Origin of the sequence: Faecalibacterium prausnitzii (assembly GCF_049532945.1) — a bacterium.
In the GTDB taxonomy this organism is placed as follows: domain Bacteria; phylum Bacillota; class Clostridia; order Oscillospirales; family Ruminococcaceae; genus Faecalibacterium; species Faecalibacterium prausnitzii_N.
In genome coordinates this window covers 594,174-611,066 of the sequence record NZ_CP186691.1, presented here as the reverse complement: position 1 = coordinate 611,066, position 16,893 = coordinate 594,174, and the positions used below count along the sequence as shown (strand labels likewise).

Annotated in this window: 17 protein-coding genes; 9 read left to right on the top strand and 8 right to left on the bottom strand. The window is 59.8% G+C overall.

The annotated features are described in order from the left end of the window. The first annotated feature begins 197 nt into the window (after positions 1-197). From ACNQFG_RS03045 to ACNQFG_RS03030, 4 genes are all read left to right on the top strand, one after another. Positions 198-389, top strand: a complete 192-nt coding sequence (locus ACNQFG_RS03045; protein WP_423405932.1) for a hypothetical protein — start codon at positions 198-200, stop codon at positions 387-389. Further along, a complete protein-coding gene (locus ACNQFG_RS03040) occupies positions 346-597 on the top strand; it encodes a hypothetical protein (RefSeq protein WP_423405931.1) in 252 nt (83 codons plus the stop codon). Before ACNQFG_RS03045 ends, ACNQFG_RS03040 begins: the two co-directional genes overlap by 44 nt. Positions 598-661: 64 nt before the next feature. Continuing rightward, positions 662-1,300, top strand: coding sequence for a rhomboid family intramembrane serine protease (locus tag ACNQFG_RS03035; protein ID WP_423405930.1), 639 nt, complete (start codon positions 662-664; stop codon positions 1,298-1,300). 33 nt (positions 1,301-1,333) lie between these two features. Continuing rightward, the gene (locus tag ACNQFG_RS03030) at positions 1,334-2,296 is read left to right on the top strand and encodes a hypothetical protein (RefSeq protein ID WP_423405929.1); all 963 of its coding nucleotides are present in this window, start codon (positions 1,334-1,336) and stop codon (positions 2,294-2,296) included. A 42-nt stretch (positions 2,297-2,338) separates the two neighbouring features. Here ACNQFG_RS03030 and ACNQFG_RS03025 read toward each other — a convergent pair whose 3' ends face one another. After that, entirely contained in the window at positions 2,339-3,625 is a 1,287-nt protein-coding gene (locus ACNQFG_RS03025) for a D-alanyl-D-alanine carboxypeptidase family protein (RefSeq protein WP_423405928.1), read from the bottom strand. Between the two features lie 25 nt (positions 3,626-3,650). Beyond that, complete coding sequence (locus tag ACNQFG_RS03020) at positions 3,651-4,625, bottom strand: D-alanyl-D-alanine carboxypeptidase family protein (protein ID WP_423405927.1); 975 nt, start codon at positions 4,623-4,625, stop codon at positions 3,651-3,653. Between the two features lie 108 nt (positions 4,626-4,733). Between ACNQFG_RS03020 and ACNQFG_RS03015 the strand changes: the two genes are divergently transcribed. After that, entirely contained in the window at positions 4,734-5,282 is a 549-nt protein-coding gene (locus ACNQFG_RS03015) for a gamma carbonic anhydrase family protein (protein ID WP_423405926.1), read from the top strand. 301 nt (positions 5,283-5,583) lie between these two features. On the opposite strand, the gene ACNQFG_RS03010 is transcribed toward ACNQFG_RS03015, so the two are convergent. From ACNQFG_RS03010 to ACNQFG_RS02995, 4 genes are read right to left on the bottom strand one after another with little or no spacing between them, the layout of a single operon-like run. Beyond that, entirely contained in the window at positions 5,584-6,351 is a 768-nt protein-coding gene (locus ACNQFG_RS03010) for a biotin--[acetyl-CoA-carboxylase] ligase (protein ID WP_332375770.1), read from the bottom strand. Continuing rightward, positions 6,348-6,836 carry a YfcE family phosphodiesterase gene (locus tag ACNQFG_RS03005; RefSeq protein ID WP_423405925.1) on the bottom strand — a complete coding sequence of 163 codons (489 nt, stop codon included), beginning with the start codon at positions 6,834-6,836 and terminating at the stop codon, positions 6,348-6,350. Before ACNQFG_RS03005 ends, ACNQFG_RS03010 begins: the two co-directional genes overlap by 4 nt. 22 nt (positions 6,837-6,858) lie before the next feature. Then, complete coding sequence (gene rsmI / locus ACNQFG_RS03000) at positions 6,859-7,710, bottom strand: 16S rRNA (cytidine(1402)-2'-O)-methyltransferase (RefSeq protein WP_423405924.1); 852 nt, start codon at positions 7,708-7,710, stop codon at positions 6,859-6,861. Between the two features lie 18 nt (positions 7,711-7,728). Further along, positions 7,729-8,085 (bottom strand): hypothetical protein, encoded by a 357-nt coding sequence (locus tag ACNQFG_RS02995; RefSeq protein WP_423405923.1) that lies wholly within the window; start codon positions 8,083-8,085, stop codon positions 7,729-7,731. Positions 8,086-8,141: 56 nt separating this feature from the next. On the opposite strand from ACNQFG_RS02995, the gene ACNQFG_RS02990 reads away from it, so the two are divergent. After that, positions 8,142-8,336 carry a hypothetical protein gene (locus tag ACNQFG_RS02990; protein WP_423405922.1) on the top strand — a complete coding sequence of 65 codons (195 nt, stop codon included), beginning with the start codon at positions 8,142-8,144 and terminating at the stop codon, positions 8,334-8,336. Between the two features lie 195 nt (positions 8,337-8,531). Here the strand turns inward: ACNQFG_RS02990 and ACNQFG_RS02985 are convergent, their stop codons facing one another. Further along, the gene (locus ACNQFG_RS02985) at positions 8,532-8,699 is read right to left on the bottom strand and encodes a DUF362 domain-containing protein (protein ID WP_005937576.1); all 168 of its coding nucleotides are present in this window, start codon (positions 8,697-8,699) and stop codon (positions 8,532-8,534) included. Between the two features lie 286 nt (positions 8,700-8,985). After that, entirely contained in the window at positions 8,986-9,924 is a 939-nt protein-coding gene (locus ACNQFG_RS02980; protein WP_423405921.1) for a PSP1 domain-containing protein, read from the bottom strand. 291 nt (positions 9,925-10,215) lie between these two features. Here ACNQFG_RS02980 and ACNQFG_RS02975 point away from each other — a divergent pair, with 291 nt between their 5' ends. From ACNQFG_RS02975 to galE, 3 genes are all read left to right on the top strand, one after another. Then, a complete protein-coding gene (locus ACNQFG_RS02975; RefSeq protein ID WP_423405920.1) occupies positions 10,216-14,151 on the top strand; it encodes an efflux RND transporter permease subunit in 3,936 nt (1,311 codons plus the stop codon). Positions 14,152-14,405: 254 nt separating this feature from the next. Next, positions 14,406-15,479 (top strand): aldose epimerase family protein, encoded by a 1,074-nt coding sequence (locus ACNQFG_RS02970; protein WP_423405919.1) that lies wholly within the window; start codon positions 14,406-14,408, stop codon positions 15,477-15,479. A gap of 261 nt (positions 15,480-15,740) precedes the next feature. Next, positions 15,741-16,766: a UDP-glucose 4-epimerase GalE gene (gene galE / locus ACNQFG_RS02965; protein ID WP_005937424.1), complete on the top strand. Its 1,026-nt coding sequence runs from the start codon at positions 15,741-15,743 to the stop codon at positions 16,764-16,766. The last annotated feature ends 127 nt before the right edge of the window (positions 16,767-16,893 follow it).

Sequence of the window (16,893 nt, the reverse complement as noted above, 5' to 3'; positions counted from 1 at the left end):
GTATCAACTCCCCCAGTCACGGCGCTGCCGTGCCAGCCCCCTCCCGGAGGGGGCCTTGGCGCAGCGGTTTTGCTGTGAAAGCCTCCCTCGGTGAGGGAGGTGGCATCGCGTCAGCGATGCCGAAAGGAGTTATACAGTGGCTTTTTTCTTTGAAAAAAGCCGGGTTTTCAACACGAAGAAATTCCGTCTCATCCGATGTGGAAAACTTGCACGGCCTGCATTCCAGCGGGGAGAAAGCACTTTACAGCTGGGAAGAGCCGGTGAAAAAAGAAAAGAAAACGGCTCGACTTTCTTTTGGAAAAAAGAAAAAGCTTCCGGATTTCTCCCCAGAAACCACCATGGAAAATGCCGGAAAATACTTCACGTATAAAAACCAAACGGTGGAGTAGTGGAAAACCCGGTGGAAAAAGTGGAAAACCTCATGGAAAACTTGCCCTTTTCTTCACAAAAACGGTGGAAAACCCGGTGGAAAAAGTGGATAAGTCCATTTGGAAGGCACAAAAATGGATACAACCGGCTGTTTTAGCAGAAGGCGGCAGCGACAGCCAGCCGCCTTTTGTTCACAGGGATTTTCTTGAATGGCCCTGCCAAACATGATACAATGAAAAACAGCGGCCCCTAAGCCGGGGCCGGAATCTTACGAGCATGGAGGCGTTCCCCTATGAACTGGCTAACCAAACTGGAGCGGAAGTATGGCCGCATCTGCATCCCGAACCTCATCTCGATCCTGGTGGGTGCGCAGGTCCTGGTCTATGCCGTGGAACTGTTCGTCAATCAGTATGTCTCGCTTTATCTGAGCCTGAGCCGCACGGCCCTGTTGATGGGTCAGGTCTGGCGGGTCATCACCTTTGTGTTCGTGCCGTTTTCGGGCGGCGGGCCGCTCAGCGTCATCCTGGGCATCTACTTCACCTGGTTCATCGGGAGTGCGCTGGAAAAAGAATGGGGCGACTTCCGCTTCAACCTGTATCTCCTGCTGGGCATGGTGGGCGCAGTGGCGGCCTGCCTGCTGACGGGCTATGCCGATACCTACTGCCTGTCGCTCTCGCTCCTGCTGGCCTTTGCGATGCTGTATCCGGAGGTGCAGGTGCTCCTCTTCTTCGTCATCCCCATCCGGGTAAAATACTTTGGCTTTTTTGCGGCAGCACTGTGGGTGCTCAGCTTTCTGGGGTCCGGCATGATGGGAAAACTGAACGATCTGCTCTGTATGCTGAACTTCGTCGTCTTCTTCGGCCCGCAGGCCTGGCGCAGTGTCCGTGCCTGGGTCCGCCGGGAGCAGTGGAAACGGAAAAACCGCCGCTGAGTGCGGGAGAAAACAGGAAAGACAGAGGACAGCATGTTAGAACGCATTGCGGGAAATGAAGAACTGAAGTCCAGCATCCGCCGGATGCTGGAGGGTCGGCGTCTGACCCACAGCGTGCTGCTGGTGGGAGAAGAGGGCCTTGGAGCCGGTTTTGCGGCCCGCTGTGTGGCAGCGGATTACCTCTACCCCCAGGGAGGTGCGCCCGCAGAGGCCCTTCTGCGGGGCGAATGCTGCCGTGCTGTGGGTAAGCCCGGCGACCGCGACAGCGGCCATGTGGAGACCGGCATCGTGCGGGAGGCCATTTCCGTCACCGGCATGGGGTCCGGCGGGCGGTATCTGGTCGGTCAGGTCACGGCCATGCGGTCGGAGATCTTTAACACAAGCCTTTCGGCCGAGGGCCGTGCCGTGCTGCTCTACCATGTGGAAAAGATGAACGAGGAATCTGCCAATGCCCTGCTGAAGGTGATGGAAGAGCCGCCGGAGGGGGTGCTGTTCCTGCTTACGGCGGATTCGCTGGCAGGCGTGCTGCCCACCATCCGCAGCCGCTGCGTCAGCTTTGCAGTGGCTCCTGTCTCGCCGGAGCAGTGCGCCCGCTACTGCGCCGCACAGGGCGTGGGCGCAAAGGATGCGGCCCTGTACAGTGCGCTGTTCGATGGGCACATCGGCACCGTGCTGGCCGCTGCGCGGGACGAAGCCCGCCGCGAGCAGGTGGACCGGGCGCTGGCGCTGGCCAAAGCCGCGGCGGCCAGAGACAGCTATGCGGCGGCGGTGCTGCTGGCCGCTTATGAAAAAGACAAGGCCGGTGCATCGGCCCTGCTGGCCGATTTCCGGGCCGTAGCCGCCGCCGGGCTGCGGGGCAGCTCTCATTCCCCGGTGGAGGGTGAGACCGCCCGGAAGGCCCTCGGAGCCGCCGATGCGGCGATGCAGCAGATCGGCGCGCAGGTCAACCCCAAGATCGTGCTGTCGGTGCTGGCGGCGAAGTTCCGGACGTTTTGAAAAAACAAAAGCAGCCGCATTGCGGCTGCTTTTGCATCGTTCTTATTTTCGATTGGCTCTCCGCTTGCGGTTCCGGTTCAGGGAGCTGCCGCTGGAGACGAGGGTGACACAGCTCAGAACCGCGAGGAGGAGCACGAGTGCGGCCATCAGGAGCAGGGTGCTCTTGAGGTCGGTGCGGAAGTCCGACACGTATTCCTGATGGGTCACAAGGTCTATGGTGCCGACCTCGTAACCGTCCAGATAGACGGTGGCCTGGCCGAGGACTGCATCGGCCTTGACGGTGGCGGAGACGCGCTCCGGCAGCGCAAAGCTGTAGGTGACCTTGTCGTCGGCGTGGCCATAGCCGCTGACCGGTTCGGCGGCGTAGAGCTCGACGGCCTCCGCACTGCGGCACTTGGTCAGGGGCACGGTGGTCAGCGGGGTGGTGGTGTCCACCAGTCTCCGGTCTGCAAAGCTGGCGAAGGCCCAGTCCAGCAGCTCGGAGGCTTCTTTGTAAATGTTGTCCAGGTCCGAGCCGAGGATGACCAGACCATAGGTGTGGCCGTTCTTCTGGGCAAAGGTGACATAGCAGCGGCCAGCCAGCGTGGTGAATCCGGTCTTCATGCCCCGGATGTAGTCGCGGTAGTAGGGATATTCGGGGTTCAGCATCAGGTTGGTGGAGGTGATGCTCCGCTCGTTCTGGTGCAGGTTGGTGGCCGGGAGGGTGTAGCTCAGGGTGTTGGCGACCTTCATATAGGTCTCGTTGGCGGCGCAGGCCGAGGCGATGAGCGCGAGGTCGCGGGCTGAGGAGACGTTGCCATAATCGTACAGTCCGTGCACACAGGTGAAGCTGGTGCTGGTGCAGCCCAGCTCCTGGGCCTTCTGGTTCATCATCGCGACAAAATTGGGCAGGCTGCCCGCCACATCGTAGGCAATGACGCTGGCGGCATCGTTGGCGCTGACGATGAGCATGGCGTTCAGCAGGTCGATGCGGCGCACCGTCTCGCCGATGCGCAGGCCCATAGTGGTGCCGTTGGCGTTCTGGATATCCCGGAACTCCTGGGTCAGGCTGGTGGGAATGGTGATCTCTTCGTTCAGATCCTTGCCGCTTTCCAGCAGCAGCAGGGCCGTCATGAGCTTGGTCAGGCTGGCAACATACTGCTGCTGGTCAGCATTCTGGTTCAGGATGGTCTTGCCGGTGTCGGCGTTGAACAGGTACACCGCCTCGGTCTCGCTGGCGGTCTGGATGGGCATTTCGTACACGGCCAGACCGGGCAGCGCGGCCGAGACGGCCAGCACGACCGTCAGCAGCAGAGCCGCCATCCGGCGGAAGAGCGTAGTGTTTTGCATGAGCGTATCCTCCCAAAATTTCAAATCAGCTGAACAGGAGCTGCCAGAAGGTCAGCGGCTTTTCGGGCTGGGCCGGGGCGGCGGCTTCCGGCTGCGTGGTGGTCTGCACGGGGTGCAGCTCCGGGCTGGTGAAGGCCCAGTCCAGCAGCTCGGAGGCTTCCCGGAAAATATTCTGGCTGTTCGAGCCGAGGATCACCAGCCCGTAGGTGTGGCCGTCCTGCTGGGCAAAGGTGACGAAGCAGCGCCCGGCCTTGGTCGTGAAACCGGTCTTCATGCCGTGGGCGTAGCTGCGGTAGGCCGTGCTGCCCGGCTGCAGCAGCTTGTTCGTGGTGGTGATGGTCCGGGTTTCATGTACATTGGTGGCGGGCAGCTGGTAGAGCACCGTGTCGGCCACCTGCCGGTAGATCGGGTTCGCGTAACAGGCCAGTGCGATCTTCGCCAGGTCCCGCGCGGTGGAATAGTTGTTGGCATCGTACAGGCCGTGCGGGCAGGAAAAATGGGTGGTCGTGCAGCCCAGCTGGCTGGCGCGGGCATTCATCCGGGCCGCAAAGGCGGCCAGGTCTCCCCCGGCGGCATCGCTGGCCAGCACACTGGCCGCGTCGTTGGCGCTGGGCAGGAGCGTGGCATACAGCAGGTCGATGCGGCGCACGCTCTCCCCTGCCTGCAGGCCGATGGTGTGGCCCCGGTTGGCCTTGATGGACTGGAACTCCGGTGTCAGACTGTCCGGGATGGTGATGCTGGCGTTGAGGTCTGACCCGTTCTCGATCACGAGCAGGGCCGTCATCATCTTGGTCAGGCTGGCCACATGCCGGACCATATCCGGGTTCTGTTCCACGAGGGCTTCGCCGGTGTTGGCATCGAAGAGGTAGATCGACTCCTGCGGATAGGTGGTCTGGATGGGCATGGCGTAAACGGCAAAGCCGGGAAGCGCTGCGGCCACCGCCACGGCGGCGGTCAGAACCAGCGCGAGCACCCGGCGTACAAAAGCAGGATGGTTCATGAAAGAATGCTCCTTTGGAAGTTTCGGGCTTCCCTGATCCCCAAAATCAAAACGAACTATTAAAAGAATACCATAAATGAGCGAAAAGAGAAAGGTGGTTTTTCAACAATGATGATCCCATTTCGTGGAAAAACGCCCCAGGACTGCGGTGCGGCCTTTGTGGCCCCCAACGCAACGGTGCTGGGCGACGTGGTGCTGGAGAAAGGCTCCAGCGTCTGGTACGGGGCCGTGCTGCGCGGCGACGACGGCACTTTGACCATTGGCGAAAACTCCAACGTGCAGGATAACGCCGTGCTGCACTGCGACCCCGGCGGCGCGGTGACGCTGGGCAAAAGCGTCACCGTGGGCCACAGTGCGCTGGTGCACGGGTGCACGGTAGGGGATGGCAGCCTCATCGGAATGCACGCCACCCTGCTCAACCACTGTGTCGTGGGCAAAAACTGCATCATCGGCGCGGGTGCGCTGGTGCCGGAGGGCATGGTGATCCCGGACGGCTCGGTGGTGGTAGGCGTCCCGGCGAAGATCATCAAGACCATCCGCCCCGACCAGGCCGCGCACAACATCGAAAATGCCGTTCACTATGTCGGCGATGCCGAGACACATGCCGAGGCGGTGAAACAATGCGAAATCATCGAAACGGAAGCGAAAACGAAATGAACTTTCATCGAACCGGCTCATACCGGATGATTTTTCGGGAAAGCGACGAAATTTCAGGGCCGGATGCTTAACAAAATTTTCACAAGATTTCACAAGAATGTAATGACTTTTGTTCGGAAATCGGGTATACTATGAATTACAAGGGAGCGGGGCCGCAACCGTCTTTCCGCACATGATTCCTCCTCACACCAAAGCAATACCCCAAACAGAAACTCCCTCCGGTGTACCGCAAGCGCCGGAGGGAGTTTCTGTTTGTTTTCAAAAAGATATTCTTAAGACACTCCCGCCTTTTGGGAGAGGGTCATACAGCGCCGTAGATGCCGTGCACCGATACTTCGCCGGTAAAAACGTGCACTTCGCCGCTGTCGGTGCGCACCACCAGACGGCCCTCTTCGTCCACATCAACGGCTTCGCCTGCACCCTGCCCGCCGTCCGGCAGGTCGAAGGTAACCCGGCGGCCCAGATTGACGCAGGCGGCTTTGTATTCCTCCCGGAAGGGGGCAAAGCCATCGCGGGCAAACACATACATGTTGCGGTCAAAGCCAAAGTCGGTCAGGCCCTCGGCCAGCCATGCGGGGTCGGTGGAAAGATCCACCTTTGCGCCCTGCAGCGCCAGCGAGGTGCCGTTGGGCAGACCGGCGGCATCAAAGTAGCTCTGCGGCTGGGCCAGATTGATGCCGATGCCGCACAAAATGCCCCGGCCCTGCTGCTGGTAGCCGTAGCTCACGCCCTCGCACAGGATGCCCACGATCTTTTTGCCGTTGAGCAGAAGGTCGTTGGGCCACTTGATCTGGCAGTCCACGCCGTAGCGCAGCTTGAGCTGGGTGCGCACGGCAAGGCTTGCCAGCAGCGGCAGGGTGGCAGGCTGGGCCAGCGGTTCCCGGATGGCTACCGTATAATACAGGGCCTTGCCCTCGGCGTTCACCCAGCTGCGGCCCAGACGGCCCCGGCCTGCGGTCTGGTTCTCGGTATACACCGCACCCACCGGGCCAAACTCTTCAAAATGCTCCTTCACGTAAGCGTTGGTGCTGCCGCATTCCGGCAGATAGCGCACCTCATTGATGCTCATTGTTTGGGTACCTCTTTATGTTCATAGGCGGTCACTTTGCCTTCGTCCAGCGTCAGGATGCCGTAGGTGTCCGGCCCGGTGTAACACCGGCCGCAGGAGCCGGGGTTGAACAGGAACACCGATCCGTGCTGTTCGGCCACCGGGACGTGGGTGTGGCCGAACAGGGCCACCTCCGCGCCGCGGGCCTCGGCGGCATCTGCCAGCGTATCCAGATCGTATTTCACACCGTACATATGACCGTGCGTATAGAAAATGACGACCTGATCGAAGGCGGCCAGGCCGTCCAGCGGTTCCAGCGCACCAAAATCGCAGTTTCCGGCCACGGCGTAGACCTTCATCTTCGGGTAGAACGTCAGTGCTTCTTCCAGGTCGCGCAGGCCGTCCCCCAGAAAGATGACGGCGGTCGCATCGCTCTCCGCGTGAAGGATGCGCTCGACTGCGCCGGTGCTGTTGTGGCTGTCACTCAGGATCAAAAGTTTCGTCACGGGACCAAGTCCTCCTCAAAATTTATTCTTCCGTTTCGCCGGCCTGCAACGCCAGCATCTGTTTGTAGACTTCGCTCTTGGAGTAGGGGGTGCCCTGCGCGGCCGCCTTGGCTGCGGCGGTGGGGCCAAAGCCCTGCCCGGTCAGCTCCAGCGCCCGCTGCGCTGCCTGCTCCAGCGTCAGGCTCTCTTCGGCCTCGGCAGCGGGCGCTCCGGCCATGACCAGAACGTATTCGCCGCGCGGCTCGTTCCCGGCGTAGTGGGCCTGTGCCTCGCCGAGGGTAGTCTTCCAGATATCCTCGTGCAGCTTTGTCAGCTCCCGGCACAGGGTGATGCTGCGGTCTGCGCCAAAGGCATTGGCCAGATCGTCCAGCGTGGTGCGCAGCTTGTGGGGCGCTTCGTAAAAGATGACCGTCCGCTTCTCGCCCTGCAGCTCGGCCAGCCGCTCCCGCTTCTGCTTTTTGTTCACGGGCAGAAAGCCCTCGAACACCCAGCGGGAGGTGTCCTGCCCGGACACGGCCAGCGCTGTGACGCAGGCGGAAGCCGCCGGTACTGGCACTACCTTGATGCCCCGGGCCAGCGCATCCCGCACGATCACCTCGCCCGGGTCGGAGACGCAGGGCATGCCCGCATCACTGCACAGGGCACAGCTCTCGCCTGCTTCAATGCGGCGCAGGATGCCCTCACCCTTCTGCAGGGCGTGCTCATAGTAGCTGACCATGGGCTTTTTCAGGCCCAGAAAGTTCAGCAGCTTCATGGTCACACGGGTGTCCTCGGCGGCAATAAAGTCTGCCGCGCCAAAGGTGGCCGCTACGCGCGGCGGCATATCGTCCAGATTGCCGATGGGGGTCGCGACGATGTATAAGGTTCCTGCCATGGGGAGTACCTCCAAAATTTATTGTTTCCCGTACAAGGCCGCTCCGGTCGAAAGGAGCACGTCCGGCTCAATGCGCAGGCCGGTCTTGCGGTTCTTCTGCGCTTCCACAAGGAAGAGCCATGGCGCGCCGTCCGCCTTGTTCTTTACAAAGGCCAGCCGCTTCGGCTCCAGCCGGGAAGCCCGTAGCACCGCCAGCACCTCCGCCAGCCGTTCCGGCCGGTGGCACAGTGAGAGCCGCCCGCCGTCTTTGAGCAGGCGGAACGCGCAGCGGCAGACATCTTCCAGTGTGCAGTCCGTCTCGTGGCGGGCTGTGGCACGGGCGGGGTCGCTGCTCTGGAAGCCCGCTGTGAAATAGGGCGGATTGCACGCACACACGTCAAAACTGCCCTCCCCTTCGCGGAAGGTGCGCAGGTCGGTGCGACGGGGGTGATGTGGTCGATGTTCTGGGCCGTCAGCGCCTCGGAGAGCAGGGCGCTGGCTTCCGGCTGCAGCTCGATGGCTGCGCAGGGGCCGCGGTGGCCGCGGTCGTGCCATTCCAGCGCCACGATGCCGCAGCCGGAGCACAGGTCTGCCGCGCGCTGGAGCCGCTTTGGCTCGGCAAAGCGGGCCAGCAGCAACGCGTCTGAGCCGAACCGGTGGACCGCAGAACAGAAGACTTCTGTTTTATTATACAAAATCTCGGTGGAATGTTCCATATCTGCAAGCTGCATCCTTTACCAAAATATCGGGGCCGAAAAGCCGGGAAAATTGTGCATGAAAGAAAAGCAGCAGACCTGTTTTGGACAGGCCTGCTGCTTTTGATGCGTTTTTAGCTGCTAAAATTATTCAGCAGTGATAGCACCGGTGGGGCAAGCACCCTCGCAAGCGCCGCAGTCGATGCAAGCGTCTGCGTTCACAGAAGCAACACCATCAACGGTGATAGCGCCAACCGGGCAAGCGCCCTCGCAAGCGCCGCAGCCAACACATGCGTCAGAAACCTTGTGTGCCATAATAAACTCTCCTTTATTTCCCGTGCCAATGTTTAGGAGACGCCTGCCCTCGCACGGTACCAGCATGCCTCTCCGGAATTCTTCCTTGTCTGCATTCTAGCAAACCAAAAATGAAAAGGCAAGACTAACCGTGCCAACGAAAAGACGTTTTTTTGTTTTTTGTTGGGTTGCACAAAAGCACAGGCTAACTTTGGGGGAAAATTGAGAGAGATTTTTAGCGAAAATCACGAAATACAGTTAGTTTTATGATACTAACTACCGTGATTTCCCACTGTTTTTCTGGGAATTATTTCTCTTTTTTGGGGCAGTTTCCACAGCCGGTGCGGCCATTGGCGTCGGCTGCGGCCACCACCGGGGCCGGGTTGCGCACGCCGGAGTAATCGTCGTCCGGGTCCGGGCGGCGGGGCGCACGCTTGCCGCCGCTGATATATTCGCACACACCCACCTTATAGTAACGGGGCGAAAGGCTCTCGGTGCCGCAGCGCACCCGCAGATAGCCGGAGACCGGGTTCACCTCCAGCACGGTGCCAAGACCGTCCGGCGTGCGCACGGTGCTGCCCACCATGGGCATGATGCTGTTCAGGTACTCGTAGGCGTTTTCCTCGTAGGCAAGGCAGCACATCAGCCGGCCGCAGGCACCGCTGATCTTGGTGGGGTTCAGCGAAAGGCCCTGCTCCTTGGCCATCTTGATGGAGACGGGCTGGAAGTCCTTTAAAAAGCGGCTGCAGCAGAAGGGCTGGCCGCAGATGCCAAGGCCGCCGATCATCTTGCTCTCGTCCCGCACGCCGATCTGGCGCAGCTCGATGCGGGTGTGGAAGATACCGGCCAGATCCTTGACCAGCTCGCGGAAGTCCACGCGGCCATCGGCGGTAAAGTAGAACATGATCTTGGAGCGGTCTAGGGTATACTCGGCCTCCACAAGCTTCATTTCCAGGCCGTGGCGGGCAATGCATTCCTGACAGGTGCGGTAGGCGCGCTTTTCGTCCTCACGGTTCTGGCGCATCCGGCGGATATCCACGCTGTCGGCCATGCGGGTAATGGGCTTGAGGGCCTTGGGCACTGCCGCATCGGCGATCTCCCTCACGCCCTGCACCACCTCGCCGCACTCAACGCCGCGGGCGGTCTCCACGATCACATATTCGCCGGTTTTGATGTCGGCCCCGGCGGGATCAAAATAATAGCTTTTGCCGTTCTCTTTGAAACGGACGGAAATGACTTTTTTCATAGTTGTCCTCGTTCTATTTTCTGAAACGCTCAGAGATCTGAGCCTGAAGAGCCATTCTTGAAACAGTATAACATACTTGAGTGCAATTTTCTATGAAAAATCAAATTCCTCTGCAACAATCCCGGCGGCTGAGCCGTATCTCTAGCGAAAACTGACTAAATTTTGCAAAAGATTCACCCGGCACCCTTGCAACCCCTCAGACCTTGTGTATAATAGAAATTATGTAAGACTGCCCTTTTGAGGGCGCTGGCCGTGGAGCGCACGGCGCAAGCAAAGAAACGGTAGGAGAAAATGGAAAAATTCAGTGTCAAAAAGCCGTTTACGGTGCTGGTGGCGGTCATCATGGTGCTGATGCTGGGCTTTGTGTCCATCAGCAACATGCAGACCAACCTGCTGCCCAACGTGAACACACCGTATCTGATGGTGGTCACCGTGTATCCTGGTGCAAGCCCGGAGCGCGTGGAGAGCGAGGTCTCGGATGTGCTGCAGAACGCATTGGGCACCGTGGCGGGTGTGGAAAAAGTCACCGCCACCTCGGCAGAAAACTACAGCCTGCTGCTGATGGAGTTTACCGAGGATACGGATATGAACAGCGCGCTGGTCAAGGTGTCCAACAAGCTGGATCAGGCCAAAAGCGACCTGCCCAGCACCTGCCTGACCCCCTCCATCATTGAGTACAGCCTGAACATGAACGCTTTCATGACGGTGGCTGTCAGCCGCGAGGGCAGCGATGTGTATGACCTGTCGGAGTTCGTCAGCGACACCCTCGTGCCCTACGTGGAGCGCAAGGGCGGCGTTTCCAGTGTGTCCACCAACGGCCTGATCGAAAAGCTGGTGCAGGTGCAGCTCAATCAGGATAAGATCGACGAGATCAACGCAAAGCTGCTGGAATTGATCGACGTCCAGCTGGCCGATGCGCGCAAGCAGCTGGAGAGCGCCGAGGCCCAGATCGAAGCGGGCCGCAAGGAATACAACCGCCAGTTCAAGAATTACAGCAATACCGTTTCGGATACCATGATGCAGGAGATGAGCGGCCAGGTCGGCGACGCCATCGAGGTGGTGCGCAAACAGGCGCAGGCTCTTCTGGAGAGCGTGAACAGCCTGATCGCTGTGGTCAAGGAGCCTGAGATCCAGCAGGCCCTGATCGAGGTGCGCGACGGTCTGCAGAAGGTCATGGACAAGTTCAACGAGACGGGCATGAAGGACATCGACTCCCTCATTGAGATCGTGACCGAGCTGCGGGATATCACCGATAAGCTGACCGGTGCGCTGCAGAAGCTGCAGGAGCGCGTGAACACCGAGACCGGCACTGAGGGCAGCACGGCGGCAGACCTGGCCGATGATCTGCAGGTGCAGCAGAGCCTGAACACGGTCTACAATACCCTGAACGACGTCATCAAGGCCATGGACAATGTGCCGGGCCTGACCAAGACCTTCTCGGACGCCATCGGCAACTTCTCGCAGCAGCAGATGCAGGCTTATATGAAGTTTACCGAGGCCCGCGAGATGCTGAACGAGTACGAAAAGCAGCTCGCCGAGGCAAAGCAGACCTACGCGGACGCTGAAGAAAAGGCGATGGCCAGCTCCGACGTCTCCAAGCTGCTGGACATCGACACACTGGCCCAGCTCATCTACGCGCAGAACTTCTCCATGCCCGCTGGTTACGTCAAGGATTCCAGCGGCAAGAGCTGGCTGCTGAAGGTCGGCGAGGAATACGACAGCATCGAGGATATCTCCGGCGCCCTGCTGCTCCATGTGGACGGCTTCGGGGATGTCCGCCTGTCGGACGTGGCCGACGTTGAGGTCATCGACAACGCCGAGGCCAGCTACACCCGCCTGAACGGCGAGCGCGCGGCCGTGCTGAAGATCTACAAGGGCGCCACCTCCAGCGCCAGCGAAGTGTCGGACAACTGCCTGTCCGCTTTCCAGGAGCTGGAAGCCCAGTACGACGGCCTGCACATGGTGGTGCTATCCAATCAGGGCAACTACATCACCATTGTCATCAACAGCATCCTCACCAGCATGGTGGTGGGCGCTGCACTGGCCATCATCGTGCTGGCCATCTTCCTGAAGGATATCAAGCCCACCCTCGTGGTCGGCATCAGCATCCCGCTGTCCGTTCTGTTCGCAGTGGTGCTCATGTATTTTACCGGGCTGGACCTGAACGTGATGACCCTGGCCGGCCTTTCCCTCGGCATTGGTATGCTGGTGGATAACTCGGTGGTCGTCATTGAGAACGTCTACCGTCTGCGCAGCCGCGGCGTGCCTGCGGCCCGCGCTGCCGTGCAGGGCACAAAACAGGTGGGCATGTCGGTGGTGGCGTCTACCCTGACGTCCGTCTGCGTCTTCCTGCCCGTCGTCTTCTCGTCGAGCATCGTCAAGAGCCTGATGATGCCCATGTCCCTGTGCATCGGTTACTGCCTGATGGCTTCCCTCATCGTGGCGCTCACGGTGGTCCCGGCGGCTGCTTCCACCGTGCTGAAAAAGGCCGAGCCCAAGCAGCTGAAGTGGTTCGACAAGATCCAGGACAAGTACGCCAAGAGCCTGGAGTGGTGCTTCCGGCACCGTGCCCTGCCCCTGATCGCGGCGGTGGTACTGCTGGTGTTCAGCGGCTGGCAGGTGCTGAACATGGGTGTGGAGCTGCTGCCCAGCATCACCAGCAACGAGGCCATCGTGACCCTGAGCACCACCAAGGACCTCAGCAAGGAGGATTCCTACGCCATTGCCGGCAAGGCCGTGGAGGCCATGCTGGAGGTGGACCATGTGGAAGAGGTGGGCATCACCACCGACACCAGCATGGCCGGTCTGGATATCAGCCAGCTGGGCCTGCCCACCGCCATTACCGACCTGCTGAACGCGGCCAACAGCTACGGAACCTATCAGGTCAACGTCATGCTGGATGAATCCCTCTCCTCTTCCGAGATCGAGACGGCCCGGCAGGCGCTCGAAGATGCCCTTTCCGGCATCGAGGACTGCACCGCCAAGGTCGAGATCAGCGGAATGCAGGAGCTGACCAGCCAGCTGGCCACCGGCCTGAGCGTGAAGATCTACGGTGCCGATGCCGAGACCCTTTCCCAGCTGTCGGAGAAGGTCGTGGACATCGTCAACGATACCGAGGGCTTTGCCAATGCGGACAACGGCCTTGGCAGCGGCGATGCCACCATCATCCTGAAGGTGGACCGCGACAAGGTGCGCGCCTACGGCCTGACCGTTGCGCAGGTGTACCAGCAGATCGCGGCAAAGCTCACCACCACCGCCACGGCCCAGACCCCCGTCACGGTGAACGGCACCACCATGGATGTCCAGATCACGGACAATCTGGACCCCGTCACCAAGGAAAACATGATGGAGCTTACCTTTGAGACCACCGTCATGTCTGCCGACGGCACCACCAGCACCGGCACCTGCACCCTGGCCGATATGGCCACCTGGGATACCGGCAGTGCGCCGGACTCCATCACCAGCGAGGATCAGACCCAGTACGTCAGCGTCACGGCCGACACGCTGGACGGCTACAACACCACCGTGCAGGCCCGTGTTCTGGAAAAGAAGCTGAACGAGTTCGCCCTCTCCGATGAGATGCCGGAGGGCTGCTCCTTCTCGATGGGCGGCGAGTCCGACTCCGTCAACTTCATGGTGAACGAAATGGTGCAGTGGATGGCTCTGGCCCTGCCCTTTGTATATCTGGTCATGGTGGCACAGTTCCAGAGCCTGCTGTCCCCCTTCATCGTGCTGTTCACGGTGCCGCTGGCCTTTACCGGCGGCCTGCTGGGCCTGCTGATCACCGGCCAGCAGCTCACCATGATCTCCCTGATGGGCTTCATCGTGCTGATGGGCACTGTTGTCAACAACGGCATCGTGTTCGTGGACTATGCAAACCAGCTGCGCATTGGCGGCATGGAGCGCCGCGCTGCGCTGGTGGCTACCGGCAAGACCCGTATGCGCCCCATCCTCATGACCACCCTGACCACCGTGCTGGCTATGCTGCAGCTGGTGTTCAGCGGCGATATGGCAAGCCAGCTGATGAGCGGCATGGCCATCGTCATCATCTGCGGCCTGAGCTACGCCACCCTGATGACCCTGTATATCGTTCCGGTGCTGTACGATATCCTGTTCAAGAAGCCGCCGCTCAACGTGGATGTTGGCAGCGACGATGATCTGGACGACATCCCGGACGATGCAGCCGAGTATATCGCCCAGTCCTCCTCCGCACAGCCGGAGGGCTGAACCTGAAGTTCCCCAGAGCCGTCCGCCGTTCCAGGCGGGCGGCTCTTTTGCTGCCTGCGGCCCGGCCGACCGGGGCATTCCCCTTCGGATCGGCCGGAGCGGGTCATTTTCACCAAAAAATATCTCGAAATATTGGCTGATAAACCTAAAAAGTTGTCCACACAGAAGATGCAAATTGTGATATAATCATAATAATAAAGGATATAACCGAGAGTGTGGTATCCAAACATTTCGAAAAAGGAGGCGAATGCCCAATGGCACAGATCCGCTCCAAGCCCTTCGGTGTGACCAGAGACGGCGAAAAGGTCAATGAATACATCATGTCGAATCCTGGCGGGCTGGCGGTCAGTGTGCTGAATTATGGCTGCGTGATCAAAAACATCTTTGTCCCCACAAAACAGGGTCCGGTGGATGTCGTGCTGGGCCACGATACCTTTGCCGACTACGAACAGGATTTCAACTCTTCCGGCAGCACCTGCTGCGGCGCGTTCGTGGGCCGCTATGCAAACCGCATCGAGAATGCCACCTTCAGCGTGGGCGGCAAGACCTACCAGCTGGAAGCCAACAACGGCAGGAACCATCTGCACGGCACCTTCCCCAAAAAGATCTACGACGTCAAGGCCTTTGGCGATACCCTGCTCATGGAGGCCGAAAGCCCGGACGGCGAGGACGGCTTCCCCGGCAACCTGAAAGTTTCGGTGCGGTACATCCTCACGGAGGACAACGCCCTGCGGATGGACTACCGTGTCTCGTCCGACGCCGACACCATCCTGAACCTGACCAACCACACCTATTTCAACCTCGACGGCGGCGGGGATGTGCTGAACCAGAAGCTGCGCATCTATGCCTCCAACTATCTGGAAGGCAACAATCAGACCTGCCCCACCGGCAACATCCTGCCGGTGGACAATACGCCCATGGACTTCCGGGCGGGCAAGATCATCGGCCGGGATATCGATACCGGCTTTGCCCAGACCACCATGGTGGGCGGTGGCTACGACCACTGCTTTGTGATCGACCGCGCCCGCGGCTCCAGCCAGAGCATCTGCGCATGGGTCACCAGTGAAAAGACCGGCATCAGCATGAAGCTGTACACCACCCAGCCGGGCATCCAGTTGTACACCGGAAACTTTTTGCAGGACTGCCCCACCCCCGGCAAGGGCGGCGTGCCCATGCAGAAGTACGGCGGCTTTGCGCTGGAGACCCAGCACTACCCCTGCAGCCCTTCCCACCCGGAGTTCCCCACCACGGTGCTGCGGGCAGGCAAGGTGTTCCGCGCCACCACCACCCTGCGCTTTTTCACCGGCAAGCAGTGCGGGAAACTGTAACCAGCAGAGCGTCCGGCCTGCATAGAAGGCCCGACGCTCTGTTTTTGCTTTTCTCCTATTTGCACAAAGTGCGGCGTCTCTCCATGGGCAACATGCGAAAAATCATGCGTCATCAAAAAGTCGAAAACTGTCAGGCAACAAAAATCCAGAGGAATAGAAAGATGGATACTTGATTCTGCCCGCAAAACGCGGTATGCTTTAGGCAGATGGAGACGGGGAAACGCCCCGCTCACAATACGGTGAGAAGTGAGGTATTTTGCTATGGCAATTTTGGTTTCCGGCGGCGCCGGTTATATCGGCAGCCACACCTGCATCGAACTGTTGAACGCTGGCTACGACGTTGTTGTGGCAGATAACTATTATAATGCATCTCCGGTGGTGCTGGACCGCATCAAGCAGATCACCGGCAAGGACTTCCGCTTTTACAAGGCAGATATGACCAAGCACGAGGATGTGGAGCACATCTTCTCTGAGTGCCCGGACATTACTGCTGTGATCCAGTTTGCAGCCTACAAGGCCGTGGGCGAGAGTGTTTCCAAGCCCATTGAATACTATTACAACAACCTCAACTGCACGCTGGTCATTCTGGACGTGATGCGCCATCACAACTGCCACAACTTCGTGTTCAGCTCTTCCGCAACCGTCTATGGCGACCCCGCCAGTGTGCCCATCACCGAGGACTTCCCCACCGGTGCCACCACCAACCCCTACGGCACGACCAAGGTGTTCACCGAGCGCATCCTGCAGGATGTGTGCAAGGCAGACCCCAGCCTGAACGTGGCCCTGCTGCGCTACTTCAACCCCATTGGTGCGCACAAGTCCGGCCTCATCGGCGAGGACCCCAACGGCATCCCCAATAACCTCATGCCCTATATCGCCAAGGTGGCCGTGGGCAAGCTGGAAAAGGTGCATGTCTTTGGCAACGACTATCCCACCCCGGACGGCACCGGCGTGCGCGACTACATCCACGTGGTGGATCTGGCCCGCGGCCATGTGTGCGCCATCAAGAAGCTGGAAACGAACTGCGGTCTGTTCATCTGCAATCTGGGCACTGGCAAGGGCTACAGCGTGCTGGATGTGATCCACGCTTTCTCCAAGGCCTGCGGTAAGGAGATCCCCTATGTGATCGACCCGCGCCGCCCCGGCGACATTGCCGAGTGCTATGCAGACCCCACCAAGGCAAAGAACGAGCTTGGCTGGGTGGCGGAATACGGCATCGAGGAAATGTGTGCCGACAGCTGGAACTGGCAGAAGAACAACCCCGATGGCTACCACACTGTGAAGTAAAAAACCAACGAAAATGCAAGGCCCGCTTCGTCCGTTCCACACCGGATGAGGCGGGCTTTTTTTCGCTGTCTGCCTTGACAATGCCGGGCAGTTAGCATATATTAAAACTGTTTCTATAAGCTAACAA